At 70.7% G+C, this 25,397-nt stretch carries 24 protein-coding genes and 2 tRNA genes; 7 read left to right on the top strand and 19 right to left on the bottom strand.

The genetic code is table 11. From position 1 onward, the window contains the following. From secD to pgsA, 12 genes are all read right to left on the bottom strand, one after another. On the bottom strand, positions 1 to 1,773 hold the full coding sequence (gene secD, locus AB0M67_RS11380) for a protein translocase subunit SecD (protein ID WP_365744952.1): 1,773 nt from the start codon (positions 1,771 to 1,773) through the stop codon (positions 1 to 3). A gap of 144 nt (positions 1,774 to 1,917) precedes the next feature. Next, positions 1,918 to 2,370, bottom strand: coding sequence for a preprotein translocase subunit YajC (gene yajC / locus AB0M67_RS11375; RefSeq protein ID WP_365744950.1), 453 nt, complete (start codon positions 2,368 to 2,370; stop codon positions 1,918 to 1,920). A gap of 165 nt (positions 2,371 to 2,535) precedes the next feature. Continuing rightward, on the bottom strand, positions 2,536 to 3,618 hold the full coding sequence (ruvB, locus tag AB0M67_RS11370; RefSeq protein WP_365744948.1) for a Holliday junction branch migration DNA helicase RuvB: 1,083 nt from the start codon (positions 3,616 to 3,618) through the stop codon (positions 2,536 to 2,538). A gap of 77 nt (positions 3,619 to 3,695) precedes the next feature. Next, positions 3,696 to 4,319, bottom strand: coding sequence for a Holliday junction branch migration protein RuvA (gene ruvA, locus AB0M67_RS11365; RefSeq protein ID WP_365744947.1), 624 nt, complete (start codon positions 4,317 to 4,319; stop codon positions 3,696 to 3,698). Beyond that, complete coding sequence (gene ruvC, locus AB0M67_RS11360) at positions 4,316 to 4,873, bottom strand: crossover junction endodeoxyribonuclease RuvC (RefSeq protein WP_365744945.1); 558 nt, start codon at positions 4,871 to 4,873, stop codon at positions 4,316 to 4,318. The genes ruvA and ruvC overlap by 4 nt, the downstream gene beginning before the upstream one ends. A 128-nt stretch (positions 4,874 to 5,001) precedes the next feature. Continuing rightward, complete coding sequence (locus AB0M67_RS11355) at positions 5,002 to 5,754, bottom strand: YebC/PmpR family DNA-binding transcriptional regulator (RefSeq protein ID WP_365744943.1); 753 nt, start codon at positions 5,752 to 5,754, stop codon at positions 5,002 to 5,004. A gap of 62 nt (positions 5,755 to 5,816) precedes the next feature. After that, entirely contained in the window at positions 5,817 to 6,407 is a 591-nt protein-coding gene (pdxT, locus tag AB0M67_RS11350) for a pyridoxal 5'-phosphate synthase glutaminase subunit PdxT (protein ID WP_365744941.1), read from the bottom strand. A 6-nt stretch (positions 6,408 to 6,413) separates the two neighbouring features. Next, a complete protein-coding gene (gene pdxS / locus AB0M67_RS11345) occupies positions 6,414 to 7,328 on the bottom strand; it encodes a pyridoxal 5'-phosphate synthase lyase subunit PdxS (RefSeq protein WP_030355468.1) in 915 nt (304 codons plus the stop codon). 109 nt (positions 7,329 to 7,437) lie between these two features. Next, the gene (locus tag AB0M67_RS11340) at positions 7,438 to 7,980 is read right to left on the bottom strand and encodes a hypothetical protein (protein WP_249951053.1); all 543 of its coding nucleotides are present in this window, start codon (positions 7,978 to 7,980) and stop codon (positions 7,438 to 7,440) included. Between the two features lie 182 nt (positions 7,981 to 8,162). Next, positions 8,163 to 9,362, bottom strand: a complete 1,200-nt coding sequence (locus AB0M67_RS11335) for a glycosyltransferase family 4 protein (RefSeq protein WP_365744938.1) — start codon at positions 9,360 to 9,362, stop codon at positions 8,163 to 8,165. Then, positions 9,359 to 10,264, bottom strand: coding sequence for a phosphatidylinositol mannoside acyltransferase (locus AB0M67_RS11330; protein ID WP_365744936.1), 906 nt, complete (start codon positions 10,262 to 10,264; stop codon positions 9,359 to 9,361). The genes AB0M67_RS11335 and AB0M67_RS11330 overlap by 4 nt, the downstream gene beginning before the upstream one ends. Next, complete coding sequence (gene pgsA / locus AB0M67_RS11325; RefSeq protein WP_365744934.1) at positions 10,261 to 10,920, bottom strand: phosphatidylinositol phosphate synthase; 660 nt, start codon at positions 10,918 to 10,920, stop codon at positions 10,261 to 10,263. The genes AB0M67_RS11330 and pgsA overlap by 4 nt, the downstream gene beginning before the upstream one ends. A 295-nt stretch (positions 10,921 to 11,215) precedes the next feature. On the opposite strand from pgsA, the gene AB0M67_RS11320 reads away from it, so the two are divergent. Next, a complete protein-coding gene (locus AB0M67_RS11320) occupies positions 11,216 to 13,423 on the top strand; it encodes an elongation factor G-like protein EF-G2 (RefSeq protein ID WP_365744932.1) in 2,208 nt (735 codons plus the stop codon). A 215-nt stretch (positions 13,424 to 13,638) separates the two neighbouring features. Continuing rightward, entirely contained in the window at positions 13,639 to 15,294 is a 1,656-nt protein-coding gene (locus AB0M67_RS11315; RefSeq protein WP_365744930.1) for a hypothetical protein, read from the top strand. Between the two features lie 27 nt (positions 15,295 to 15,321). On the opposite strand, the gene AB0M67_RS11310 is transcribed toward AB0M67_RS11315, so the two are convergent. Then, positions 15,322 to 15,885: an HIT domain-containing protein gene (locus AB0M67_RS11310; protein WP_365744928.1), complete on the bottom strand. Its 564-nt coding sequence runs from the start codon at positions 15,883 to 15,885 to the stop codon at positions 15,322 to 15,324. A gap of 66 nt (positions 15,886 to 15,951) precedes the next feature. On the opposite strand from AB0M67_RS11310, the gene AB0M67_RS11305 reads away from it, so the two are divergent. Continuing rightward, positions 15,952 to 16,635 carry a potassium channel family protein gene (locus tag AB0M67_RS11305; RefSeq protein WP_365744926.1) on the top strand — a complete coding sequence of 228 codons (684 nt, stop codon included), beginning with the start codon at positions 15,952 to 15,954 and terminating at the stop codon, positions 16,633 to 16,635. Between the two features lie 21 nt (positions 16,636 to 16,656). Here the strand turns inward: AB0M67_RS11305 and thrS are convergent, their stop codons facing one another. Next, the gene (gene thrS / locus AB0M67_RS11300) at positions 16,657 to 18,633 is read right to left on the bottom strand and encodes a threonine--tRNA ligase (RefSeq protein ID WP_365744924.1); all 1,977 of its coding nucleotides are present in this window, start codon (positions 18,631 to 18,633) and stop codon (positions 16,657 to 16,659) included. 242 nt (positions 18,634 to 18,875) lie between these two features. On the opposite strand from thrS, the gene AB0M67_RS11295 reads away from it, so the two are divergent. Next, on the top strand, positions 18,876 to 19,610 hold the full coding sequence (locus AB0M67_RS11295; protein WP_365744922.1) for an exonuclease domain-containing protein: 735 nt from the start codon (positions 18,876 to 18,878) through the stop codon (positions 19,608 to 19,610). A 71-nt stretch (positions 19,611 to 19,681) separates the two neighbouring features. On the opposite strand, the gene AB0M67_RS11290 is transcribed toward AB0M67_RS11295, so the two are convergent. Next, positions 19,682 to 19,753 (bottom strand) — tRNA-Val (locus AB0M67_RS11290). Positions 19,754 to 19,877: 124 nt separating this feature from the next. Here AB0M67_RS11290 and AB0M67_RS11285 point away from each other — a divergent pair. Further along, positions 19,878 to 22,364: a hypothetical protein gene (locus tag AB0M67_RS11285; protein ID WP_365744920.1), complete on the top strand. Its 2,487-nt coding sequence runs from the start codon at positions 19,878 to 19,880 to the stop codon at positions 22,362 to 22,364. A 60-nt stretch (positions 22,365 to 22,424) separates the two neighbouring features. Here AB0M67_RS11285 and AB0M67_RS11280 read toward each other — a convergent pair. Together AB0M67_RS11280 and AB0M67_RS11275 are read right to left on the bottom strand one after the other, a co-directional pair. Continuing rightward, positions 22,425 to 22,496, bottom strand: a tRNA-Val gene (locus AB0M67_RS11280). Between the two features lie 54 nt (positions 22,497 to 22,550). Beyond that, positions 22,551 to 23,021: a TIGR02611 family protein gene (locus AB0M67_RS11275; protein ID WP_365744918.1), complete on the bottom strand. Its 471-nt coding sequence runs from the start codon at positions 23,019 to 23,021 to the stop codon at positions 22,551 to 22,553. A gap of 190 nt (positions 23,022 to 23,211) precedes the next feature. Here AB0M67_RS11275 and AB0M67_RS11270 point away from each other — a divergent pair, with 190 nt between their 5' ends. Both AB0M67_RS11270 and AB0M67_RS11265 read left to right on the top strand, forming a co-directional pair. Beyond that, positions 23,212 to 23,625, top strand: coding sequence for an SsgA family sporulation/cell division regulator (locus AB0M67_RS11270; RefSeq protein WP_003959770.1), 414 nt, complete (start codon positions 23,212 to 23,214; stop codon positions 23,623 to 23,625). A gap of 214 nt (positions 23,626 to 23,839) precedes the next feature. Further along, entirely contained in the window at positions 23,840 to 24,415 is a 576-nt protein-coding gene (locus AB0M67_RS11265; RefSeq protein WP_365744916.1) for a CGNR zinc finger domain-containing protein, read from the top strand. Between the two features lie 6 nt (positions 24,416 to 24,421). On the opposite strand, the gene AB0M67_RS11260 is transcribed toward AB0M67_RS11265, so the two are convergent. Both AB0M67_RS11260 and AB0M67_RS11255 read right to left on the bottom strand, forming a co-directional pair. After that, the gene (locus tag AB0M67_RS11260; RefSeq protein WP_249951066.1) at positions 24,422 to 24,574 is read right to left on the bottom strand and encodes a hypothetical protein; all 153 of its coding nucleotides are present in this window, start codon (positions 24,572 to 24,574) and stop codon (positions 24,422 to 24,424) included. Between the two features lie 194 nt (positions 24,575 to 24,768). Continuing rightward, the gene (locus AB0M67_RS11255) at positions 24,769 to 25,218 is read right to left on the bottom strand and encodes a hypothetical protein (protein ID WP_365745177.1); all 450 of its coding nucleotides are present in this window, start codon (positions 25,216 to 25,218) and stop codon (positions 24,769 to 24,771) included. Between the last annotated feature and the right edge of the window lie 179 nt (positions 25,219 to 25,397).

Here is a 25,397-nt window from a genome sequence, read left to right as displayed (position 1 = left end):
TCACGCCTCCTTCGGGTCGGTGTGAGCGCTGACACGGCGGGAGCGGCGCAGCGGGGGCTTGGCGCCGAGCCGCTTCGGGTCCAGTCCGGACCAGGGATGGCCGCTGGCGAAGAACTTCGTGCGCGCCAGGAGCGTCATCACCGGCTTGGTGAAGAAGAACACCACGACCACGTCGAGGAGCGTGGTCAGACCGAGGGTGAACGCGAAGCCCTGGACCTTGCCGACCGTGACGAGGAACAGCACGGCGGCGGCGAGGAACGATACGAAGTCGGAGACCAGGATCGTGCGCCGGGCGCGCGGCCAGGCGCGCTCGACGGCGGGCCGGAGCGTGCGGCCCTCGCGGATCTCGTCGCGGATGCGCTCGAAGTAGACGATGAACGAGTCCGCGGTGATACCGATGGCGACGATCGCGCCACACACGGCGGGCAGGTTCAGCGCGAAGCCGATACCCGGGCCGAGCAGCGACATGATCGTGTACGTCATGATGCCCGAGGCGCCGAGGCTGACGATCGCGATGCCCGCGAGGCCGCGGTAGTAGGCCACCAGGTAGATGACCACCAGTCCGAGGCCGATCGCGCCGGCGATCAGACCCGCCTGGAGCTGCTCACCACCGAGCGCGGCGGTGACCGTCGTGACGCTCTGCTCCTGGAAGGAAAGCGGCAGCGCGCCGTAGGACAGGATGTTGGCCAGGTCCTGGGCGGACTGCTGGGTGAAGCTGCCGGAGATCTCGGCGCTGCCGCCGAGCGTCTGGCTCACCGAGGGCGCCGAGACGACATTGCCGTCGAGCACGATGGCGAACTGGTTCATCGGCGGCTGCTGCTGGGAGAGCTTGCCGGTGATGGACTGGAACTTCTTCGTGCCGCCACCGGTGAAGTCCATCGTGACGATCCACATGCCACGCTGCTGGTCGAGAACGCCCTTGGCGTCGTCGACGTCCGTGCCCTCCAGCTCGGCGGGGCCGAGGATGTACTTCTCCCACTCACCGGCCGAGTTGGTGCCACAGGCCACGATCGTGTCCTTGGGCGTGGCTCCCTGGTTGGCCTTGGTGCGCGCGGCCTCGTCGGTGCAGTCCAGGTCCGTGAACTTCTTCTCCAGCGCGGCCGTGGCCGGGTCTGCGGAGGGCGTGGTGGAGGGGTCGGGGCTCCCGGAGGAGGCGGGCTTGTCCGAGCCGGACGCGCCCGGAGAGGGCGTCTCGTCCTTCAGCGCGTCGGTGACGGCACGGCCCTGAGCGGTGGAGCTCGCCGACGGGTCGGGGTTGCCGGCCGACTCGTCGCTCGACGGGTCGCCCGCGGAGGGAGAGGGAGAGCCGCTCGGAGAACCGCTCGGGGAGCCGCTGGTGGAGGGCGCCGGAGCGGCCGGGCCGCCCGCGGCGACCGTCAGTACCGGCCGGAAGTACAGCTGGGCCGTGGTGCCGACCTGATCACGGGCCTGCTTCTCGTTCGTCCCCTTGGGGATGTTGACGATGATGTTGCTGCTGCCCTGGGTCTGGACCTCGGCCTCCGAGACACCAAGACCATTGACACGCCGCTCGATGATGCTGACGGCGGTGTCCATGTTGGTCTTGTTGATCGCGTTCGGCTTGCCCGGCGTGTTCTTCGCCTGGAGCGTGATGCTCGTGCCGCCGGCGAGGTCGATCCCCAGGCGTGGCGTGACATGACCGGACCAGAACATCCCGCCCGTGAGGGCGACCATGGCAATCAGGAACAGTGCCAGGGTGCGCCCTGGCCTGCCTGGGGACCCCGCTTGCCTGCGGCCCTTATTAGGTGCTGCCACCTTCTCGTTTCTCCCTGTCCAACCGCCCCACGCCGGGTGTGCGCCGGAGCGGCCACGAAGTGTTGTGGGGACCTGCCCCCGCAGAATTCCAGCGCAACCGTACGCCGCGACGGGCCGCAGGGCGGCCCGTCGGCACGGTCGGGACTACTTCGCGCCGGCCTCGCCGTCGGCCTTGCCGTCCTTGGGCTCGGCGTCGTCGGCCTCGGGCTTCTTGCCCAGGTCGATCTTGGCGTCGTCCGGGGTGCTGTCGGTCTCGGTCAGCGAGGAGGCGTCGTCCGGGACGACCGGAGCGTCGAGATCGCTCTTGAGGTCGTCCTCGCCGTGCACGATGCGGTTGTACTCGTCGTCGTCCAGGACGGCGCCGATGGCGTTCTTGGCGTAGACGGCGTGGACGCCAGGAGCGACCTCCAGAAGAACCATGTCGTCGTGCACCTCCTTGACGGTGGCGTACATGCCCCCGATGGTGCGGATGCCGGTGCCGGGCTGCATTTCGTCGCGCATCTGTGCGGCTGCCTGCTGCTTCTTCTTGGCGGACCGGGTCATCAGGAACATGGCCCCGATGAGCACGATGAAGGGGAGGAGGGTCACGAGACTCACGGGAGGGAACTTCCTTCGCACGACCGCGCTGTCGAGCGGCCTGGTATACGGGGGTGGGCATGCCGACCCGGAAGGGCGGCATCGGCGGAGTCTAAGCGAGTCCGCTTCGTTGGAACAACGCCCAGCATCGCACCGGGGTTCCTGACCGCGCGAGTGTCGACGCCCTCACGCCCCGAACAGACCCGGTTGTCCGCCCGCTCCCGGGGCCTGCTGAGGGGGGACGAGCCCCAGGTGTGCCCAGGCGGCGGGGGTGGCGACCCGGCCGCGCGGAGTGCGGGCGAGCAGTCCCTCCCGTACGAGAAAGGGCTCCGCGACCTCCTCCACCGTCTCACGCTCCTCCCCCACGGCCACCGCCAGGGTCGACAGACCGACCGGGCCGCCGCCGAAGAGCTTGAGCAGGGCTTTCAGCACGGCGCGGTCGAGCCGGTCCAGGCCGCGGGCGTCGACCTCGTAGACCCCGAGGGCCACGGCCGCCACCTCGCGGTTGATGACGCCGTCCGCCTTGACCTGCGCGTAGTCCCGTACGCGCCGCAGCAGCCGGTTGGCGATACGGGGCGTGCCACGGGAGCGTCCCGCGATCTCCGCCGCGCCCTCGGCATCGATCTCCAGGTCGAGGAGATGGGCGGAGCGGTGGATCACGCGCTCCAGCTCCGCGCTCTCGTAGAACTCCATATGGCCGGTGAAACCGAAGCGGTCGCGCAGGGGGGGCGGCAGCAGTCCGGCCCGGGTGGTGGCGCCCACCAGGGTGAACGGCGGCAGCTCCAGCGGGATGGCGGTGGCGCCCGGGCCCTTGCCGACGATGACGTCGACCCGGAAGTCCTCCATCGCCATGTAGAGCATTTCCTCGGCGGGCCGGGACATCCGGTGGATCTCGTCCAGGAAGAGAACCTCACCCTCCTGGAGGGAGGAGAGGATCGCCGCGAGATCACCCGCGTGCTGGATGGCGGGGCCCGAGGTGATCCGGATCGGGGCGTTCATCTCGGCGGCGATGATCATGGAGAGGGTGGTCTTGCCGAGCCCGGGGGCGCCGGAGAGCAGTACGTGATCGGCGGTCGCGCCACGCGCCAGGGCCGCTTTCAGCACCAGGTCGAGCTGCTCGCGCACCCGCTCCTGCCCGACGAACTCACCCAGCGACTTGGGCCGCAGCGCCGCCTCGACGGCCTGGTCCTCGCCATCGGCGGACGAGCCGACGAGCCGATCGGCGATATCGTCCGGCGGCGTCCCGCCGCTGCTGTCGTCCCAGTTCACTCTGTTTCACCTCGGGAAAGGGGCGCGTCGCTGGACGGCGCCTTGACGTACGGCACTGAGGAGCGGACAGCGCCGGCTCAACGCGTTCTGTTCAGGCTCTGGAGCGCGGCCCGCAGCAGCGCCGGCACGGGAGGCCGCGCCCCCTCGGCGAGCGCCGCCTCGGCCTGCGGGGTGACCAGCGCGACCGCGTCGTCCGCCTCGCGGGTGGCATAGCCGAGTCCGATCAGGGCGGCGTGCAGCTGGTCGCTCCAGGAGGCGGAGACGGCGGAGCCGACACCCTGCCGGCCGACCGCGCCGACCGGCTCGCCGAGCCGGTCCTTCAATTCGAGCAGCAGTTTCTGGGCGCCCTTCTTGCCGATGCCGGGGACCGCGGTCAGCGCCTTCTCGTCGCCTGTGGAGACGGCGATACGCAGCGCGTCCGGGCTGTGCACGGCGAGCATGGCCTGCGCCAGCCTGGGGCCCACCCCGCTCGCGGTCTGCAACAGCTCGAAGATCTGGCGTTCGTCGTCGTCCGCGAAGCCGTACAGGGTCAGGGAGTCCTCCCGCACGACCAGGGAGGTGGCGAGCCTCGCCTCCTGGCCGACGCGCAGTCCGGCGAGCGTGCCGGGCGTGCACTGGACGGCCATGCCGACGCCGCCGACCTCGACCACGGCCGTGGTCGGGGCGAGGGCGGCGACCGGGCCGCTGACGAAGGCGATCATCGCGTGACCTTCCGTACGGATGCGGTGGTGGGGATACGGGACGGGCGGGCCGCCTCCCGCGCCCGCTGAAGCCGATTCAGCGCGGGGGCACGCCAGATATGGCAGATGGCGAGCGCCAGGGCGTCGGCGGCGTCGGCCGGCTTCGGCGGGGCGTCGAGCCGCAGCAGCCGCGTCACCATCGCGCCGACCTGGGCCTTGTCCGCACGTCCACTGCCGGTGATGGCCGCCTTGACCTCGCTGGGGGTGTGCAGGGCCACGGGAATACCGCGGCGCGCGGCACAGAGCATCGCGATCGCGCTGGCCTGTGCGGTGCCCATGACCGTACGCACATTGTGCTGGGCGAACACCCGCTCCACCGCGACGAGTTCGGGCCGGTGCTCGTCCAGCCAGGCCTCGATGCCCTGCTCGATGGCGACGAGCCGCGCACCCGCCTCCGCGTCCGCGGGCGTACGGACCACGCCGACGCCGAGCATGGCCAGCGGACGGCCCGCGACGCCCTCGACGACGCCCACACCGCACCGGGTCAGCCCGGGGTCAACTCCCAGCACCCGCATGGCGCCCCCTCCCTCGGTCAAATGTTCCCGCTGATCAGCACAGTATCGGTCGCCACCGACAACGCGACGGGCCGACGGGAGGGCGTGTCCCGTCGGCCCGTCAGATGAAGCCGTGTCAGCCGTGGCCGTCAGGCGTCGACCTTCTCCATCACATCGTCGGAGACATCGAAGTTGGCGAAGACGTTCTGTACGTCGTCGCTGTCCTCCAGGGCGTCGATCAGCTTGAAGATCTTGCGCGCGCCGTCCTCGTCCAGCTCGACCTGCATGGTCGGGACGAAGTTGGCGTCGGCGGAGTCGTAGTCGATTCCCGCCTCCTGGAGCGCGGTACGGACCGCGACCAGGTCGGTCGCCTCGCTGAGCACCTCGAAGGACTCACCGAGGTCATTGACCTCCTCGGCACCCGCGTCGAGCACCGCGCCCAGGACGTCGTCCTCGCCCAGCTCGCCCTTGGGGACGATGACGACGCCCTTGCGGTTGAAGAGATACGAGACGGAGCCCGGGTCGGCCATCGAGCCACCGTTACGGGTCATGGCGACGCGGACGTCGGAGGCGGCGCGGTTGCGGTTGTCGGTCAGACACTCGATGAGCACCGCGACACCGTTCGGGCCGTATCCCTCGTACATGATCGTCTCGTAGTCGGCGCCACCGGCCTCCAGACCGGCGCCGCGCTTGACGGCCGAGTCGATGTTCTTGTTCGGCACCGAGCTCTTCTTCGCCTTCTGGATGGCGTCGAAGAGGGTCGGGTTACCGTCGACGTCGGCGCCCCCGGTACGGGCCGCGACCTCGATGTTCTTGATCAGCTTCGCGAAGAGCTTGCCGCGCTTGGCATCGATCACGGCCTTCTTGTGCTTCGTCGTAGCCCATTTAGAGTGGCCGGACATCTGCCTGTCTCCTTCGCGTAACCCATCCTGCTCCGTTCGGCAGCGATCCTACCGGGATCCGGTCACCGTGCGGAGCGCACCATGTCTGTGAAGAAGCGGTGCAGCCTGTGGTCGCCCGTCAGCTCCGGATGGAACGAGGTGGCGAGGGCGTTGCCCTGCCGTACGGCGACGACATGGCCCCCGTACTCCGCGAGCACCCGCACCTCCGCGCCGACCGACTCGACCCAGGGTGCCCGGATGAAGACGCCCTCCACGGGACCGCCGTCCACACCGCTGACCTCGACGGCCGCCTCGAAGGACTCGTTCTGCCGGCCGAAGGCGTTCCGGCGGACGATCATGTCGATCCCGCCGACCGTCTCCTGACCCGACCGCGGGTCGAGGATCTTCTCGGCGAGCATGATCATCCCGGCGCAGGTGCCATAGACCGGCATCCCGGCACGTACCCGTTCCCGCAGCGGGTCCAGCATGTCGAAGAGCGCGGCCAGCTTGGACATCGTGGTGGACTCGCCGCCCGGGATCACCAGCCCCTCGACGCCGTCGAGCTCGGCCGGGCGCCTGACGGTCCGTGCCTCGGCTCCCGCCGCCGCCAGGGCCGTCAGATGCTCCCGGACGTCGCCCTGGAGCGCCAGGACGCCGATCACAGGGGTGTTCATCGCGGGCTACCAGCCACGGTTCGCGTAGCGCTCGGCCTCGGGAAGGGTGTCGCAGTTGATGCCCACCATGGCCTCGCCGAGATTCCGGGACGCCTCCGCGATGACCTTCGGGTCGTCGTAGAAGGTGGTGGCCTTCACGATCGCCGCGGCGCGCTTGGCCGGGTCACCGGACTTGAAGATGCCGGACCCGACGAAGACGCCCTCGGCGCCGAGCTGGCGCATCAGCGCGGCGTCGGCGGGGGTGGCGACACCGCCCGCGGAGAACAGCACCACCGGCAGCTTGCCGAGCGCCGCGACCTCCTTGACGATCTCGTACGGCGCGCGCAGCTCCTTGGCGGCGGCGTACAGCTCGTTGTTGTCGAACCCGCGCAGCCTGGCGATCTCGTTCTTGATCTGCCGCAGATGCCTGACGGCCTCCACGACATTGCCGGTGCCCGCCTCCCCCTTGGAGCGGATCATGGCCGCACCCTCGCCGATCCGGCGCAGCGCCTCACCCAGGTTGGTGGCCCCACAGACGAAGGGCGTGGTGAACGCCCACTTGTCGGAGTGGTTGACCTCGTCGGCCGGGGTCAGCACCTCGGACTCGTCGATGTAGTCCACGCCGAGCGACTGCAGGACCTGGGCCTCCACGAAGTGACCGATCCGGGACTTGGCCATCACCGGGATCGAGACCGCGTCGATAATGCCCTCGATCATGTCCGGGTCGGACATCCGGGCGACGCCGCCGTCCTTACGGATATCGGCGGGCACCCGCTCCAGCGCCATCACGGCGACCGCTCCGGCGTCCTCGGCGATCTTCGCCTGCTCCGGCGTGACGACGTCCATGATCACACCCCCCTTGAGCTGCTCGGCCATCCCGCGCTTCACACGCGCGGTGCCGGTTTCGGGGGACTGGGGAACGGTGGGAAGCGTGGTGGACACGGAGCGACCTCACTGGCTGAAAATGATTGGGGAAGTGCCTCCCAAGAGAACGCCCCGCGACCAGTCCACAGCAAGGGCCAATAATCAGGCGGTGGCTCGTTTCGCGGACTCAGGCCGGCCGGTCGGCCAGCGCGACCGGCGGCTCGTCGTCCATCTCGAACGCGAGCGGAAACGGCGCGTGGCCGGCGAGCCGGAACCAGCGGACCTTGCGGTGCCGCCGCAGCGCGCGGGCCGCGCGTACGGAGTCGTTGTGGAACCGCCGCGCCATGGGTACGCGCCGTACCGCGGCGGCGAGCTCCCCGGCGGCGTCCTCGCCCCCGGGGGCGGCCTGCACCGCCTCCACCTGCGCGGCCTCCCCGAAGACGGCACGCAGCGCCTGGCTCAACTCGCTCTCCGCGACCTCCCGCTGCTCCTCCTCGGCCTGCCGGGCGGCGTGCGCGGCCTGATACAGGACGATCGACGCGGCGGGATCGAGCACGCCGGAAGAGGCCAGTTCCTGGGTGACCGAGGCGCGCCGCAGCAACTGGGCGTCGAGGGCGGCGCGGGCGGCGTCGATACGGGCGTGGAGGCGGTCGAGGCGGCCGGCGGTCCAGCTGAGGTAGAGGCCGATCGCGACGACGGCGACGACGATCCAGATAAGGGTCTCGATCACAACGGGCAACGGTATCGCCTCCCGGCGGGGCGGCGGAGCCGCCGGGTACAGGGGTACGGATACGGGCTACGGATGCAGGGGGGCGGATGCGGTGTGGGTCGCGGTCGCGTGGCCAGGGCCGGGGCACCGCACCACCGGCCCCCGCCGAAACGCACCCGCACCCCGAGCAACGCCCCCCGGGACTACCCGCCCGCGAACAGCGCCTCGCCCGACGACGAGCCGCTCTCCCCCCGCCGCCACAAGCGCCCCACCAGCCCCGTCCGTTCGTCCGTCGCCACCAACGCCGCCCCGTCGGTCACCGTCTCGTACACCGCCAGAATGTCCGCCGCGACCGTCGACCAGTCGAAGCGCCGCACATGCGCGCTCCCCCGCTCCCGCAGCTCCGCGCGCCTCTCGGTGTCGCCCAGCAGCCGTACCGCCGCCCCCGCCAGCGCGTCCGCGTCCTCGTTGGTGAACAGCTCGCCCGCCGCCCCCTGGTCCAGGACCTGCGCGAACGCGTCCAGATCGCTCGCCAGCACCGCCGCGCCCGCGGACAGCGCCTCGACGAGGATGATGCCGAAGCTCTCGCCGCCCGTATTGGGCGCGACATACAGATCGACGCTGCGCAGCAGCCGCGCCTTGTCCTCGTCGCTGACCATGCCGAGGAATTCGACGCGCTCCCGCATCTCCTTGGGAAGCGACTCCACCGCCTCCTTCTCGTCCCCGCGCCCGGCCACGAGCAGCCGCGTCTCCGGGTAGACGGCGAGGATCTTCGGAAGGGCGTTCATCAGCACCGGCAGACCCTTGCGCGGCTCGTCGATCCGGCCGATGAAGCCGATGGTCCGCCCCTGCCAGGCCGGATTGACCTCGGCCTTGGCGAAGAAGTCGACGTCGACGCCGTTCGGGATGACCACGGCGTCGCCGCCGAGGTGCTCCACCAGCGTCCGTCGCGCGTACTCGCTCACCGCGATCCGCGCGCTGATCTTCTCCAGCGCGGGCTGGAGGATCGGGTACGCCGCGATCATCGCGCGCGAGCGGGGGTTCGACGTGTGGAACGTCGCGACGATGGGGCCCTGCGCGGCCCAGCAGGTGAGCAGCCCGAGCGACGGCGCGGTCGGCTCGTGGATATGGATCACGTCGAAGGCGCCGTCGTGCAGCCAGCGCCGTACCCGTGCCGCCGAGAGGAAGCCGAAGTTCAGCCGGGCGACCGAGCCGTTGTACGGGACGGGCACGGCGCGGCCGGCCGAGACGACATACGGCGGGAGCGGGGTCTCGTCGTCCGCGGGGGCCAGTACGGACACCTCGTGTCCGAGCCCGATCAGATGGTCCGCCAGGTCCCTGATGTGGAACTGGACGCCGCCCGGCACGTCCCAGGAGTACGGGCAGACGATGCCGATCCTCACTCGGGCCCCCGCTCCAGGTCTTTGAGCCACAGTCGCTGCAGCATGTGCCAGTCCTCCGGGTGCTCGGCGATTCCGTCGGCGAAGGCATCGGCCATCGCCTGTGTCATCACAGACGTCTTCTCGGCGCGGGTACCTGTCCGAGGCACCTCGATCGCCGGATACACGCGTCCCCGCATGACCGCCGAATCGTCGAACCAGAGCGCCGCCGGCATCAGCAGCGCCCCGGTCTGCTGGGCGAGCAGCGCGGGGCCCGCGGGCATCCGGGTGGCGTCCCCGAAGAAGTCGACCTCGATACCGGACGACGACAGATCGCGGTCGGCGACCAGACAGACCAGACCGCCGCCCCGCAGCCGTCGCGCGAGCCGGCCGAAGGCGGAGCCGCCGGTGTGCGGCAGTACCTCCATGCCGAGGCTCTCGCGGTAGGCGACGAACCGGTCGTACAGCGTCTCGGGCTTGAGCCGCTCGGCGACCGTCGTGAACGGCACGCCCCGACCGCGGGTGAGCCACGCTCCCGCCAGGTCCCAGTTGGCCATGTGCGGCAGGGCGAGCACGACGCCGCGGCCGGAGGCGAGTCCGTCCATCAGCAGGTCGATGTCCTTGATCTCGACGCCCTCGCGCACCCGTTCCGTGCTCCAGGCAGGCAGCCGGAAGGACTCCATCCAGTAGCGCATGTACGAGCGCATCCCGGCCTTGGAGAGCGCGGCGAGCCGTTCGGGCCCGGCGTCGGGCACCACACGCGCGAGATTGGCTTCGAGGCGCAGCACGCTCGGCCCGCGCCGCTTCCACACGGTGTCGGCGATGGTCCGGCCGAGGGCCGTGGCCACGGGCTCCGGGAGCTTCTTGACCGTGCCCCAGCCGAGTCCGTACAGGGCGTCGGTCACACGGTCGCGCGCCCCGCTCATGAGGCGGCCCCGCTGCCCCGTGCGGCGGCGTCGGCCTCGGCGGACTCGCGGCGTACCGTGACGACGCGCTGGCCGAGTGTGACGAGACTGCCCACGGCGACGATCCACAGGGCGATCGGCAGCAGGATGTCGATACCGGGTACCCCGAAGCCGTGCAGCCCGGCGAGCCCGGCCGCGACCAGGGAGATGACCAGCCGCTCGGCGCGCTCGACCAGTCCGTTGACGGCCACCGGCAGCCCGATGGACTCGCCCCGGGCCTTGGTGTACGAGACGACCTGGCCGCTGGCCAGACAGAAGATCGCGACGGCGCACAGCGTGTTGTTGTCGCCCGTGCCCGCGTACCAGAGCGCGAAGCCGGCGAAGATCGCGCCGTCCGCGACCCGGTCGAGGGTCGAGTCCAGGAACGCGCCCCAGCGGCTGGAGATCCCTGCCTGTCTGGCCATGTTGCCGTCGATGAGATCGGAGAAGACGAAGACGGTGATGACGATGGTGCCCCAGAAGAACTCCCCGCGAGGGAAGAAGACCAGCGCTCCCGCCATCACTCCGGCCGTACCGATGAGCGTGACCGCGTCCGGACTGACTCCACGGCGGAGCAGAAACGCGGCGAACGGTGTGAGAACACGCGTGAAGAATGCACGCGCGTACTTGTTCAGCATGGCCTTCCCGAGGTTCGGTGGGCCGAGTGGCCCCGACGGCCACCGGCTGGGCCCTGTCCGGTGGGTCTCCGTGGGCCTTCGGACAGGACCTGGCCCATCGTAGCCAGGACCCCGGCGCCTCACTCCCGGGCACCCACACCATGCGGCCGCGTACGACGTATGGACGCACCATGGCCGGAGTGCGAAGCTCGAAGGACCAGCGCGGGCCTCGCCGGAGCTGCCGCGCGGCTCACCCGGCCCGCTCCTCTCTCCACCGTCCCCCTGTGGACGCGTGGACGATCGAGAGGCAGGAATCATGGGCGACAAGGCGCGTATACAGCCCGGGGCCGCCGGAAGGGCGCCGACGGCCGACCGGCCCGCGTCCGTAAGGAACGTGGTGCTGGTGGGCCACAGCGGTTCGGGAAAGACCACCCTGGTCGAGGCCCTCGCGCTCACCGCGGGAGCGGTGAACCGGGCGGGCCGGGTCGAGGACGGCGCGACGGTCTCCGACTACGACGAGATCGAGCACCGCCAGCACCGCTCCGTACAGCTCTCCCTCGTGCCCCTGGAGTGGGGCGGGTACAAGATCAATCTACTGGACACCCCCGGCTACGCGGATTTCGTCGGGGAGCTGAGGGCCGGTCTGCGTGCCGCGGACGCGGCCCTCTTCGTTGTCTCGGCCGCCCAGGAGGCGGAGGCCGTGGCGGGTGCGACCCGTACGGTCTGGGACGAGTGCGCGGCGGTCGGGATGCCGCGCGCGATCGTCGTCACACATCTGGACACGGCGCGCACCGGCTTCGACGAGATGACCCGGATCTGCGCGCGGATCTTCGGCGGCGACGACCCGGACGCCGTCCTGCCGCTGTACCTCCCGGTGTACGGCGCGGAGGGCCCCGACGGGCACGCGCCGGCCACCGGGCTCGTGGGGCTGCTGTCGCGGAAGATCTTCGATTACGCCGCCGGGGAGCGCCGGGAGAATCCGCCGGGGCCCGGCGAGCTGCCGCGGATCGAGGAGGCCCGTAACCGGCTGATCGAGGGGATCATCGCGGAGAGCGAGGACGAGACCCTCATGGACCGCTATCTCGGCGGCGCGGAGATCGACGTCAAGACGCTGATCGAGGATCTGGAGAAGGCCGTGGCGCGCGGCGTCTTCCATCCGGTGCTCGCGGCGGCCCCCGCGCCGCCCGGCGCCCGGCAGGGGCTGGGTACGGTCGAGATGCTCGACCTGATCGCCGGCGGCTTCCCGACCCCGCTGGAGCGGCCGGCCCCCGCCGTGACCACTCCACAGGGCGCCCCGCGCCCGGAGATCCACTGCGATCCGCAGGGTCCGCTGGTCGCCGAGGTGGTCAAGACCGCCTCGGACCCGTACGTCGGCAGGATCTCTCTCGTACGGGTCTTCTCCGGCACCCTGCGGCCGGACGAGACGGTCCATGTCTCGGGTCATGGCCTCACCGACCGGGGGCACGAGGACCACGACGTCGACGAGCGGATCGGCGCGCTCTCCTCCCCGTTCGGCAAGCAGCAGCGCGTGCTGGCCCACTGCGTCGCCGGTGATCTGGCCTGTGTCGGGAAGCTGTCCCGCGCCGAGACCGGGGACACGCTGTCCGCCAGGGACGATCCGCTCCTGATGAAGCCCTGGACCATGCCCGACCCGCTGCTGCCGCTGGCCGTCGAGGCGCACAGCAAGGCCGATGAGGACAAGCTGTCGCAGGGGCTCGCGCGTTTGGTCGCGGAGGACCCGACGATGCGGCTCGAACAGAATCAGGACACCCATCAGGTGGTGCTCTGGTGCCTGGGCGAGGCCCATCGGGAGGTCGCGCTCGACCGGCTGCGCAGCCGGTACGGCGTGCAGGTGGACGCCGTACCGTACCGGGTGGCGCTGCGGGAGACCTTCGGCGAGAGTTCGGCGGGGCGCGGCCGGCATGTGAAGCAGTCCGGTGGCCACGGACAGTTCGCGATCTGTGAGATCGAGGTGGATCCGCTGCCTCCCGGGTCCGGGATCGAGTTCGTCGACAAGGTCGTGGGCGGCGCCGTACCGCGGCAGTTCATTCCCTCCGTCGAGAAGGGCATACGCCTCCAGGCGGCGCGCGGGGTCGCGGCGGGTCATCCGCTCGTCGACATCCGGATCACCCTGCTGGACGGCAAGGCCCACTCGGTGGACTCCTCCGACGCCGCGTTCCAGACGGCGGGCGCCCTGGCGCTGCGCGAGGCGGCGGGCGGCGCCTCCATCCATCTGCTGGAGCCGGTCGCCGAGTTGGCGGTCCTCGTCCCCGACGAGTACGTGGGTCAGGTGATGAGCGATCTGTCCGGCAGGCGCGGCCGGGTGATCGGCACCGAACAGGCGGGTCCGGGAAGGACCTTGGTCAAGGCCGAGGTGCCGGAGCTGGAGATCGGACGGTACGCGGTGGACCTGCGGTCGGTCTCGCACGGCACGGGCCGGTTCAGCCGGTCGTACGCGCGCCATGAGCCCATGCCGCCCGCGGTCGTGGACCGACTGCGCGGGCAGGAGGAGGTCGCGGTCTGAGCCCACTCCGGCAAGTCCGTTCCGAGGGCGGGGTGTTGCCCTGTTCATTGCCCTGTTCCGGGCTTTCGGGGTACGCGGGTGGCGAAAGAGCGCCAGGTCTCCTGACGCGGAGGGTGCGGCCCGGTTACGCTGTGGTGCCCAGCTCAGCAGGTGTGCGGGGCACGTGCGCCGGTAAGTCGGCGGCGGCAGCGGATCCTTGTGGCGAAGGGGCGTCAGTGGCGGACGACGTATTCGACTTCAGCCCGGGGGCACAGGTCCCGCTCCTGGGTTCGGCGGGACAGACCGCGGCGACGCATGCCCTCGCCTCGGCCGCGTACCGGGACAGCCCGGTCGAGGAGATCCTCAAGGCCGACAACGAATGGCACAAGTCCAAGGTCTCGAAGGGCAAGTTCTCGCTCTTCGAGCCGAATCTGGGCGAGGCGTTCGCCCGTGCCGTACAGCTCAGGATGCTCGGCGGCGGCCGTGGCGCGCTGATCCAGTCCTTCGGCATGGAGCCGCAGACCGTGGTGGAGCACGCCCTGGCGGCGACGCGTATCCGCAAGGAGCGTGACTCCAAACTCACCGCCGTGACCGTGGTGTTCGGGGTGCTGTTCCTGCCGGGGCTGCTGCTCTGGCTGGGGGTGTTCCAGCTGCGCCGTACGCTGGCGGGGGCCAAGGACAAGCGGGCCGGCATGGTGGGCGGCGCCCTGCTGCTCGCGGTGGCGGTGCTCGCCGTGATCGTCATGGTCGCGCTGCCGTTCAACGGCGTCCTCGGCTGGTATCTGCGCGGCATGATCGTCGCGCCCGCCGTCGGCTGGCTGGTGGCCAGGCGGATCTGTGAGACGACCGCGAAGGATCTGCGCTCCCGCTGGGACGATCTCCTCTCGGGCGGCGGGGTGGGCGCCAAGATCCCCGAAGCCGTGCCGGGGAACCCGGGCGACGCCACTCGCGAGGCGCTGCGCCAGGGCCTGGAGAAGCTCACCGCCGAGCAGCGGTCCAACATGGTCTTCTACGCCGGTCCCAAGGGCATACTCGGCATGGGCACCCGCTGGGGCAGCTGGCAGCTCGCCGAGGAACTGGTCCCCAAGGACGCGGGCAAGGAGATCCATCAGTTCCGCGCCTACGACGTGATACGGGCGATCCACGACCAGCTGAAGCTGCTGGAGCGCGGCCCTCTCAACTCCGGTGGTTTCCCGACGCCTTCGGTGAAGCACTGGATCGTGTCGCCGGTCGGCGAGGGCGCCGGCTCGGTGTCCCGGCGCGAGGGCCAGGACGTGGAGGCCTTCCAGGTCAAGCCGCACGAGATACAGCGGATCTGCAACCACCAGCAGTTCGGCAGCGGCGACCGGCACTATCTGGGCGTGCAGTTCGTCCTCTGGGACGGCCAGCTGGTGATCACCATGATGATCACGGTCACCGTGCTCCACGAGACCCTGCGCGTCGAGGTCACCGGCCATGCCCTGGGCCCGGTGCACTCCCTGTTCACCACGAAGTCCTCGCCGAAGACGGTCACGGTCGCCAAGACGATCCGGTTCTGGGAGACCACCTCGCGCACGCTGCCCCTGGTGGAGCCGCCCGAGGTGGTGCGGCTCGCGGTCCGCGCGCCCTTCACCTGGTATCCGCCGATCCTGGACTTCCTCGGCGGCAAGCTGTCGCTGCCCGAGCCCTTCGGCCTGCGGCACGCCTGGGCCGATCAGCCCTGGCGCCACCGCTTCATGGCCGACGACGCGATGCGCGCCGCCACCCCGGTGCTGCGCGTGGCTCACAACGCCGCCCTGCGGGTGCTGGAGGAGCACGGCGTGGACACCGAGCGCTTCCGGGGCCGCGCGTCCTCGCTGAGCGGCGCGGTGCAGGACCTGTCACCGAAGAAGGCCGACGCCTACGACGCGTAGCGGCGCTGCCTACGGGCGGTGCCGCGCCTACGGGCGGTGCGGCCAGGCATCGGCCAGCATCGCCCGGGTGTCGGCGAGCAGCTGCGGAAGCACCTTCGTATGTCCGACGACGGGCATGAAGTTGGTGTCGCCGCCCCAGCGCGGCACCACATGCTGGTGCAGATGGGCGGCGATCCCGGCTCCGGCCACCGTGCCCTGGTTCATCCCGATGTTGAAGCCGTGCGCGCCGGACGCCGTACGGAGCGCGGTCATCGCCCGCTTGGTGAACAGGCCCAGCTCGGCGGTCTCCGCCTCGTCCAGCTCCGTGTAGTCGGCGACATGACGGAACGGCACCACCATCAGATGCCCGCCGTTGTACGGGTAGAGGTTCAGCACCGCGTACACCCGCTCGCCGCGCGCGATCACCAGTCCGTCCTCGTCCGACTTGGACGGGATGGAGCAGAAGGGACAGCCGTCCTCGGCGCCCGGCCCGGTGGGCTTGTTCTCGCCCTGGATATAGGCCATCCGATGGGGAGTCCACAGCCGCTGGAACGCGTCCGGGGTCCCCACTCCGATCTGCTGCTCCGGCTCACTCGTCATGCTGTGCAGCATATGACTTAGGCCCCGCGGAGCGTGTCGCCGGGCCCACGCCCGACGGCCCCCCGCGATGCTGGGGCGATGCATGTCCGAAATGGGCCCGACCGGCAGCTCGGCTGGGAGCGGCGTACGGAGTTGCCGCTGCTCGTGGCCTCGGTGCTGTTCCTCCTCTGCTACGCGGTACGCGTCCTGAACCATGGCGCCACTCCGTTCTGGCGCGACCTCGCGATGGCCCTGGCCCTGCTGATCTGGCTGCTCTTCGTGGTGGACTACGGGGTGCGGCTGGTGCTCAGCGACCAGGGGCTCCGGTTCGTCCGTACGCACTGGCTGGACACCGTCGTACTGGTACTGCCGCTGCTGCGACCGCTGCGGATGGTGAACACCTATGAGACGCTCCAGCGGCGCCGGGACCGCCCCCGGCTCAGTCTGTACGCGCGGGTGATGGCGTACGCCGGGATCACGTCCGTCCTGCTGAGCTTCGCCGCGGCCCTCGCCGTCTACCAGCAGGAGCATGACGCGCCGGGGGCCACGATCGTCACGTTCGGCGACTCGGTCTGGTGGGCCTGCTCGGCGATCACCACCGTCGGCTATGGCGATGTCACCCCTGTGACGCCGCTCGGCCGGGTGTTCGCGGTGTTCCTGATGGCGTGCGGGCTGGCGCTGCTCGGCGCGGTGACCGGTTCGTTCTCGTCGTGGCTGATCCAGGTCTTCGCCAGGGAGGACAAAGACAGACCCCCGGGAAGCGCGGGCTCCCCGGGGGTCTAGACGAGTAGGTCCGAAGTCCTGTCAGACCTGGGCGCGCTCGTCGACGATCTTGGCGATCTTCGCGATGGCCTCGTCGACGGGGATCCCGTTCTCCTGCGAACCATCGCGGTAGCGGAAGGAGACGGCGCCATTGGCCATGTCCTCATCGCCCGCGATGATCATGAACGGGACCTTCTGCTTCTGCGCGTTCCTGATCTTCTTCTGCATACGGTCGGACGACGAGTCCACCTCGACCCGCAGCCCCCTGGCCCGCGCCGCCTTGGCGAACTCCTGGAGATACGGAATATGCGCGTCGCCGATCGGGATACCCGTCGCCTGCACCGGCGCCAGCCACGCCGGGAACGCGCCCGCGTAGTGTTCGAGGAGCACCGCGAAGAAGCGCTCGATCGAGCCGAACAGCGCGCGGTGGATCATGACGGGACGCTGCTTGGAGCCGTCCGGCGAGGTGTACTCCAGGTTGAAGCGCTCGGGCAGATTGAAGTCCAGCTGCACGGTCGACATCTGCCAGGTACGGCCGATGGCGTCCCGCGCCTGCACCGAGATCTTCGGACCGTAGAACGCGGCGCCGCCCGGGTCGGGGGTCAGCGGCAGGCCCTGCTTCTCGGCCACCGCCCGCAGGACCTCGGTGGCCTCTTCCCACGCCTCGTCCGTGCCGACGAACTTCTCCGGGTCCTTGGTGGACAGCTCCAGATAGAAGTCGGTCAGACCGTAGTCACGCAGCAGGTTCAGCACGAAGGTGAGCGTCGAGTCCAGCTCGTCCGCCATCTGCTCCTTGGTGCAGTAGATGTGCGCGTCGTCCTGGGTGAAGCCGCGGGCCCGGGTCAGTCCGTGCACGACGCCCGACTTCTCGTACCGGTAGACCGTCCCGAACTCGAAGAGCCGCAGCGGAAGCTCACGGTAGGAGCGGCCCCGCGCGTCGAAGACCAGGTTGTGCATCGGGCAGTTCATGGGCTTGAGGTAGTAGTCCACGCCCTCGTCGAGCTGCATGGGCGGGTACATGCCGTCGGCGTACCAGTCCAGGTGCCCGGACTTCTCGAAGAGCTTCCCCTTGGTGGCGTGGGGCGTGTAGACGAACTCGTAGCCCTCCTCCTCGTGCCGGCGGCGCGAGTAGTCCTCCATCGCCCGGCGGATGACGCCGCCCTTGGGGTGGAAGACCGCGAGACCCGAACCGACCTCGTCGGGGAAGGAGAACAGGTCCAGTTCGCTGCCGAGCTTGCGGTGGTCGCGCTTCTCGGCCTCGGCGAGGAACTCCAGATGCGCCTTCAGTTCCTCCTTCGACGGCCACGCGGTGCCGTAGATGCGCTGGAGCATCGGGTTCTTCTCGCTGCCACGCCAGTACGCGGCGGCGTTCCGCATCAGCTTGAACGCCGGGATGTTGCGGGTGGTGGGCAGATGGGGACCGCGGCAGAGGTCCTTCCAGCACAGCTCGCCGGTCTTGGCGTCCAGGTTGTCGTAGATGGTCAGCTCGCCGCCGCCCACCTCGACATCCGCGCCGTCGTCGGTGGAGGCGGCGCCCTTGATGCCGATGAGCTCCAGCTTGTACGGCTCGGCCGCCAGCTCCTCGCGGGCCGCCTCGTCGGTGACGACGCGGCGCGAGAAGCGCTGTCCGCGCTTCTGGATCTCCTGCATCTTCTTCTCGATGGCCTTGAGGTCATCGGGGGTGAAGGGGGTCGCCACATCGAAGTCGTAGTAGAAGCCGTCCTTGACCGGCGGGCCGATGCCCAGCTTGGCCTCGGGGTGCAGCTCCTGCACGGCCTGTGCCATGACATGCGCGGTGGAGTGACGCAGGATGGCCAGGCCGTCCTCGGAGGAGATCTCGACGGGCTCGACGACCTCGTCCTCACCGATCTCGTACGCGAGGTCCTTCAGCTCACCGCCCACGCGCGCGGCGATCACGGTGCGCTCACCGGGGAAGAGCTCGGCCGCCGTAGTGCCCGTCGTCACCACGCGCTCTTCCCGCTCGGAATCGCGTTGGATGATCACACGGACGTCTGACACCGGTCTCTCCTGACTCACGGGGCGCGACAGCGGACACTGCGCGTTCTGAATCGTACCGAGCCCGGAGGACCACGTGCGAAATGGTTTGCCGGGAGGCCGGCGGACGGCCCGGGGGGCGCTGCCCGCCGGGCCGGTCACCGTACGGCGCCCACCGGACACGGCGCGTACCGAACGACCTGTCCGGGTATCCCCTTTTCGGGCAGAGCCGGAACATCTGCCGCTCATGCGCGAGGAGTTCGGGAATGACGTGTTGGTACGAAGGGCCACTGGCCGCATTCGACACCGAGACGACGGGGGTGGACGTCGAGGAGGACCGGATCGTTTCGGCCGCCCTGGTCGTCCAGGACATGGCGGGCGCCCGGCCGAGGGTGACGCGCTGGCTGATCGATCCAGGGGTGCCCGTGCCCCCGGCCGCCACCGAGGTGCACGGGCTCACCGATGATTTCCTGCACCGCAACGGCCGCTGGCCGGCCCCGGCGGTGGAGGAGACGGCGCGGGCGCTGGCCGCCCAGTGCGCGGCGGGCCGGCCGCTCGTGGTGATGGACGCGCCGTTCGATCTGACGGTCCTCGACCGTGAACTGCGCCGCCACCGCGCCTCGTCCCTCGCCGAGTGTCTGCAGAACATACCGCTGTGTGTGCTTGATCCCCTGGTCCTCGACAACCATCTGGACCGCTATCGCAAGGGCGGCCGGACGCTCGCCGACCTCTGCGCCCATTACGAGATCGAGCTGGACGGGGTACGGGACGCGACCGGTGGCGAGCTGGCCGCACAGGCGGCGCTCGACGTCGTGCGCGCGATCGGACGGCGCTTCTCCGCGCGGATGGAGCGACTGAGCGCCACGGAGCTGCATACGCTCCAGGCCGTCTGGCACACGGCACAGACCCGGGGGCAGCAGACCTGGTTCTCGCGCGGCGGCGAGGCTTCGACGGATCCGGCCTGGCCCCTGCGGCCCGAACTGCCCGCCGAGGCAGCCTGATCCGGACGGTCGCCTCCCGGGGCCGGAACGCGCGAAGGCCGGTCCGTCGACGACGGACCGGCCTTTCCCGGTGGGCGATACTGGGTTCGAACCAGTGACCTCTTCGGTGTGAACGAAGCGCTCTCCCACTGAGCTAATCGCCCGGGAACGGACTGAACCATACAGGCCCTCGCGGGCTTCCTTCAAACCGAATGCGCCGTACTCACCCCCGTATCTGAGTACGTCTACCGATGGCGGACCGTGTGGCGCCGGACACACTCGCTGTCCATGGAGAACATTCCACCGCCCGCCCGGGAGCTGGCGATGATCGACCAGGAGCTGGTCCGACTCGACGCGCGCAGGGGCCAGTTGCTGGTGCGCAGGGCCCAGTTGGTGAGTCTCCTCGCGCGGTCCGCGCCGCCGTGGCCGTCCGCGCCCCTCGCGCCGCCCCGCCCGGGGCCGTCACCCGCCCCGCGCTCCGCCGCCGCGGAGATGACCCCGCCGGGCGCGCAGAATGTGCTGCTCGCGCTGGGCGGGGTGCTGCTGACCGTCGCCGCGATCGCCTTCACTCTGGTCAGCTGGGGGCAGCTGGGCGTGGGCGGCCGGGCGGCGGTGCTGACGGTCGTCACCCTCGCGGCGTTGGCTGTTCCCGCCGTACTGCTGCGCCGGGGGCTGGCCTCGACGGCGGAGGCCGTGGCCGCGTTCGGACTGGCGCTGATGGCGCTGGACGCGTACGCGCTCCATGAGGTGGCGCTGCCCAGGACCGACGGCCTCCGCTACACGGCGGGCGCCACCGCCGTGCTCGCCGTCCTCTGGGCCGGATACGGTTCGGCGCTCGGCCGGCTCCGGCTGCCGCTGCCCGTAGCGGTGGTGACAGCCCAACTCCCGCTGTTTCTCGGCTCCCTGGCCGTCGACGCCTCCGCGCTGACGACGGCCTGGGCGCTGCTCGTGACGGCCGCGCTGGACACCGCGCTCGCCCTGCGGCTGAAGCCGGGGTCCGTACGGTCCGTCGCGGTGGTCGCCGCCTGCGTGACGTCGGGAGCGGCGCTGCTGACGGGTGGTTCGCTGTCGGTGGCGGCCGGGACACCGCTCGCCGCGTCCGGGCCCGGCGGACTGCTGCTCGCGGCGGCGGCGCTCGGGCTGTTCACGGCGTGGCGCGTGAGCCGTATGGCGTCCGCGTGCGCGGTGATGGCGGGTCTGGCGGCGGTCGCGGCGACAGGCGGCGCGGTCCGTACGGCCGTGCCGGACGGCTGGGCCGTACTCGGGTATCTGCTGTGCGGGATCGCGCTGTTGATGGTCGTACGGACCCGGCTGCCGCGCGCGGTGGTACGGGGTCTGGCCGGCGCGGCCGGGGCGGTGACGGCGGCTTCCGTCCTGTGGACGCTGCCCGCGCTCGCCATGGTGCCGCTGGGCGCGCTGAGCGGGGTCACCGCGATCTGGACGGGTGCTCCGAGCGGTGCCTGGGCGGCGTTCGGTATCGATCTCCCCTGGACGCGGCAGCCGACGGCGCCGCTGGTGCTGCTGATCGCGGCGGGAGCAGCCGCCGGCGCGTACCGCCTGCTGCCGGCGCCACCGGACTCCGGCGGTGGGCGGCAGTGGCGCGTTCCGGCGCTCTGCGGCGCTGTCGCGCTCGGCTGGGCCGCCGTTCTGGTGGCGCCGCCCGCGCTGGACCTGGGGTATCCGGCGGCGGTGGCCGCACCCCTGGTGCTGACGGCGGCCCTGCTGGCGGTCGTCGTGCGCCCGCGCACTCCGGTGGGTACGGCGGTGACGATCACCGCGCTGGTCTGCGCCCTGGCGGGCTCGATCTCCGTGTCGCTGCTGTCCCTCGCCACCCGGACCGCGACGGTGACGGCGCTCGCGGCGCTGTGCGCGCTGTTCACGGGGGCGGCCATAGCCGGGCAGACCGTACGCGCGCGAGGCGCCGCAGCGGGCGTCCAGGCGGCTTCCCGGCCGTCGCCGGCGGTGCGCGCGCTCCTCGCCTGTGTGGCCGTCGGGTACGCGACCGCGCTGGTGGCCGCGGCCTGCCCGGCTGCCGGACTGCCCGCCGAGCGCACCGCCCTAGCGCTCCTCGCCGTACCCGGCGCCGTGGCGCTGCTGGGCGCCCGGCTGCGTCGTCATCCGGTGGCGCCGCCGATCGAGCTGACCTCCGCCGGGGCCGCGGTGCTCGCCGTGGTCCTCGCCTCGGACCGGGCGCCCGTACTGGCGCTGGTGCTCGCGCTGTGCGGGGTGATCGCGGCGGGCACGGCGGTACGGACCGAGCGGCGGCGGGTGGCCGGGTACGCCGCGACGGCGCTCTTCGTCCTCGCCACCTGGGTGCGGCTGGCCTCGTCCGGCGTGTCGGCTCCCGAGGCGTACACCCTGCCGGTGACCGTGCCCGCGCTCGCCGTCGGGCTGCTGCGGCGCCGGCGCGACCCGGCGGCCTCCTCGTGGACGGCGTACGGCCCGGGGCTGGCGGCGACGCTACTGCCGAGCCTGCTGGCGGCCTGGGGCGATCCGGACTGGCCGAGGCCGCTGTCGCTCGGCCTGGCGGCGCTGGCCGCCACGCTCGCCGGGGCCCGGCTGCGGCTCCAGGCGCCGCTGGTGCTGGGCGGCGCGGCGCTCGCCCTGGACGCGCTGCACGAGCTGGCGCCGTACGTCGCGCAGATGGTGGGCCTGCTGCCGCGCTGGCTGCCACCGGCCCTGGCCGGGCTGCTGCTCCTCGCGGTGGGGGCGACCTACGAACAGCGGCTGCGGGACGCCCGCCGACTGCGCGGGACGCTGGGCCGGATGCGGTGAGCCGGGGGAACGACCGAGGCTCCGAAGACCTTGCCGGTCTTCGGAGCCTCGGTTCCCGGGTGGGCGATACTGGGTTCGAACCAGTGACCTCTTCGGTGTGAACGAAGCGCTCTCCCACTGAGCTAATCGCCCGGACGCACCGCACACATTACCCCATGTCAGCGGCGTCCCCGGACGCGTTCCGGGTCACTGGTCGATCTTCCAGGGCATGACGATCCCGAACTTCCAGAGGTAGATCCCGGCCAGTACGGCGATGATCACGAGACCGATGGTGGTGAGAATGATGTTGCGCCGCCGGACCTTCGGGTCGAGCGCCTTCTGGGCCGCCTCGCTGACCTTGCGCCGGGTCCAGCGCAGCACCAACTGCGCCCAGACGAACTCGGTCGCCCAGATCGCCATTCCGGCGAAGATCACCAACCAGCCGGGCCCCGGCAGCACGAGCATGGAGACGCCCGCGGCCACCACCGCGAGGCCGACGACGAACACGCCGACCTGCCAGCTCAGATGGAGCGTCCGCGACTTCTTGATGAATCCGGGCGCACGCGACCCGAGCTCACGCTCCGGATCCTCTTTCCCACCCTCCGCCACGTCCCCCGGTACGGGCCGCTCGGCCGTCGGCACCACGACATGCCCCCGCTCGTCACTCTCCGCATGCATAAGGCCCAACCTACCGGAATCACCCGTGTCACCGGAATGGCCGTATAACCCGAAGTCATACACGGCCGTACGAGCTACCCGAAGAATCACAAAACAGACAGAGGGGTTTACAACGGCACCGTAGGTGGCATGTCGATTTCGCCGACGTGCGAATCCCCGAGCGCACACTGAGCGAAAGGCCCTGGCGCTTATGAACACCACGGTCAGCTGCGAGCTGCACCTGCGCCTCGTTGTATCGAGCGAGTCCTCACTGCCTGTACCCGCGGGCCTCCGGTATGACACGGCCGATCCCTATGCCGTGCACGCCACCTTCCACACCGGAGCCGAAGAGACGGTCGAGTGGGTCTTCGCCCGCGACCTTCTCGCCGAGGGGCTGCACCGGCCCACCGGCACCGGCGACGTCAGAGTCTGGCCGTCCCGCAGTCACGGTCAGGGCGTCGTCTGCATCGCACTGAGCTCCCCAGAGGGCGAAGCCCTGCTTGAGGCCCCGGCGCGGGCCCTGGAGTCGTTCCTCAAGCGGACCGACGCCGCGGTGCCACCCGGCACCGAGCATCGTCACTTCGATCTCGATACGGAGCTCTCACACATCCTGGCCGAGAGCTGAGCCAGGCAGAGAGCTGCACGGCGCCGTCCGACTCGGGGAGACGGCGCCGCGCGGACAACCGCATACGGAGGACACCGGCGCCGTCGCCGCGGAACCCACCGCGACGACGGCGCCGGTGCGTTCCCTGCTGAGCTGAGCCCCGTCCGGCGCGGTCAGCGACTAAAGTCGGCGGGATTCGGCGGGCACCGGCCCGCGGCAGGCCAGGGAGCGGATCGTGCTGATTCCACACGACACCCGGATCGCCCTCGACACCGTTGTCGATCTGGTGAACACCGCACCGGAGGAGGATTCGGGCGGCGTCGGCAGTACGGACGGGCTCGGGGACGTCGAGGCGCTGTACGTCTTCGTACGGACCCATGACATCAGCGGGGTGGGCGATCTCGGCAACGGCGATCTGCGGGCCGTACTGGACGTACGGGCCCGGTTCGCCGAGGTTTTCGAGGCGCCGGACGCGCGCGCCGCGGCCGATCTGATCAATCAGCTGGTCGCCGCCGCGGGGACGACGCCGCAGCTGACCGATCACGACGGCTACGACTGGCATGTGCACTACTTCGCGCCGGGCGCCTCCGTCGCCGATCATCTCGCCGCCGACTGCGGCATGGCGCTGGCCTTCATGGTCGTGGCCGGGGAACAGGAACGGCTGCGCCGCTGCGAGGCCCCGGACTGCGGGCACGCGTTCGTCGACCTGTCGCGGAACCGCTCGCGCCGTTACTGCGACAGCCGCACCTGCGGCAACCGACTGCATGTGGCCGCGTACCGGGCACGCCGCAAGGAAGCAGCGGCCGGCTGACGGCACTCACAGCAGAAAGAGATCGTGCACCGCCGCCATCAGCAGCAGCGAGCCGATCACCGCCAGGAAGATCATCAACGGCGGCTGGGAGAGCGCGAAAAGACAACCGCGCTGCTCATCGGTGGGTGCGGGGGGTTCACCCCGTGAGGTATCGAGCATCTCGGGGCGATCATGGCGTACCCCGAACCGGGCCGTTGACCAACACGCGTCCTCGGGCCGGGAGTTCATCATATTCCGTGGAAAACATCCCCGAAATCCCGCCGAATCCCGTCTCACCTGCGATGCTGCCCCGCACTCCGGGAAACGGGGGAGAGCGTTCCGGTCGCCCCGCGAAGCTACTTTGAGGACACGCCCTAGATGCCGTGCTTCTTGAGGATGGCCTCGATATCGCTGAAGTCGTCACCCGGCTTCGCCGCGGGCTGCCTGGCCTTGGGCTGAGCGGCCGGCCTGGTGCCGGGGCCCAGTGAGGGCGCGGACGCGGCGGGTTCGACCGCGGCTTCCTGGCGCGCGGCCCTGGCCGCCGCCCTGCGCTCCTTGCGCGTGCCACCGCGCCGGCGCTCCACCGCCCGGGTCGTCATGAAGAGCAGCCACGCCACCGCGAGGACCCCGAAGCCCGCCCAGGCCATCGGGCTGAACGCCGTATTCGCCGCCCACTTCACGATGCCGGTCATCGCCAGCGCCACCGGTACCAGCGCATAGGCGGCGATGCGCGCCGCGGCGAGGAAGCGCTTCCGGTACGCCGTGATCGCGGCGATACCCAGGCCCGCTGCTGACACCGCTGCGCAAATGGTCTCGGCAATCATCAGGTCCTCCAGGCAGAGCGCTTCATCGGCCGAACACTTCTCGCTCTCCATCCTGCACCTCGCGACCCGGGAGGGCCACGGTGCGGGGCGAGGCCGGGCGGATCTGGGGGAGATCTCCGGGACGGGCTCCTCCCCAGGTCCGAGGTCCCGGTCGGCCGGGGTACGGCGAACTGGAACAC

The organism is Streptomyces sp. NPDC051662, assembly GCF_040681655.1.
Taxonomy (GTDB): Bacteria; Actinomycetota; Actinomycetes; order Streptomycetales; family Streptomycetaceae; genus Streptomyces.
The sequence above is the reverse complement of the archived record's forward strand: the minus strand, read 5'-3'. Positions and strand labels throughout refer to the sequence as shown.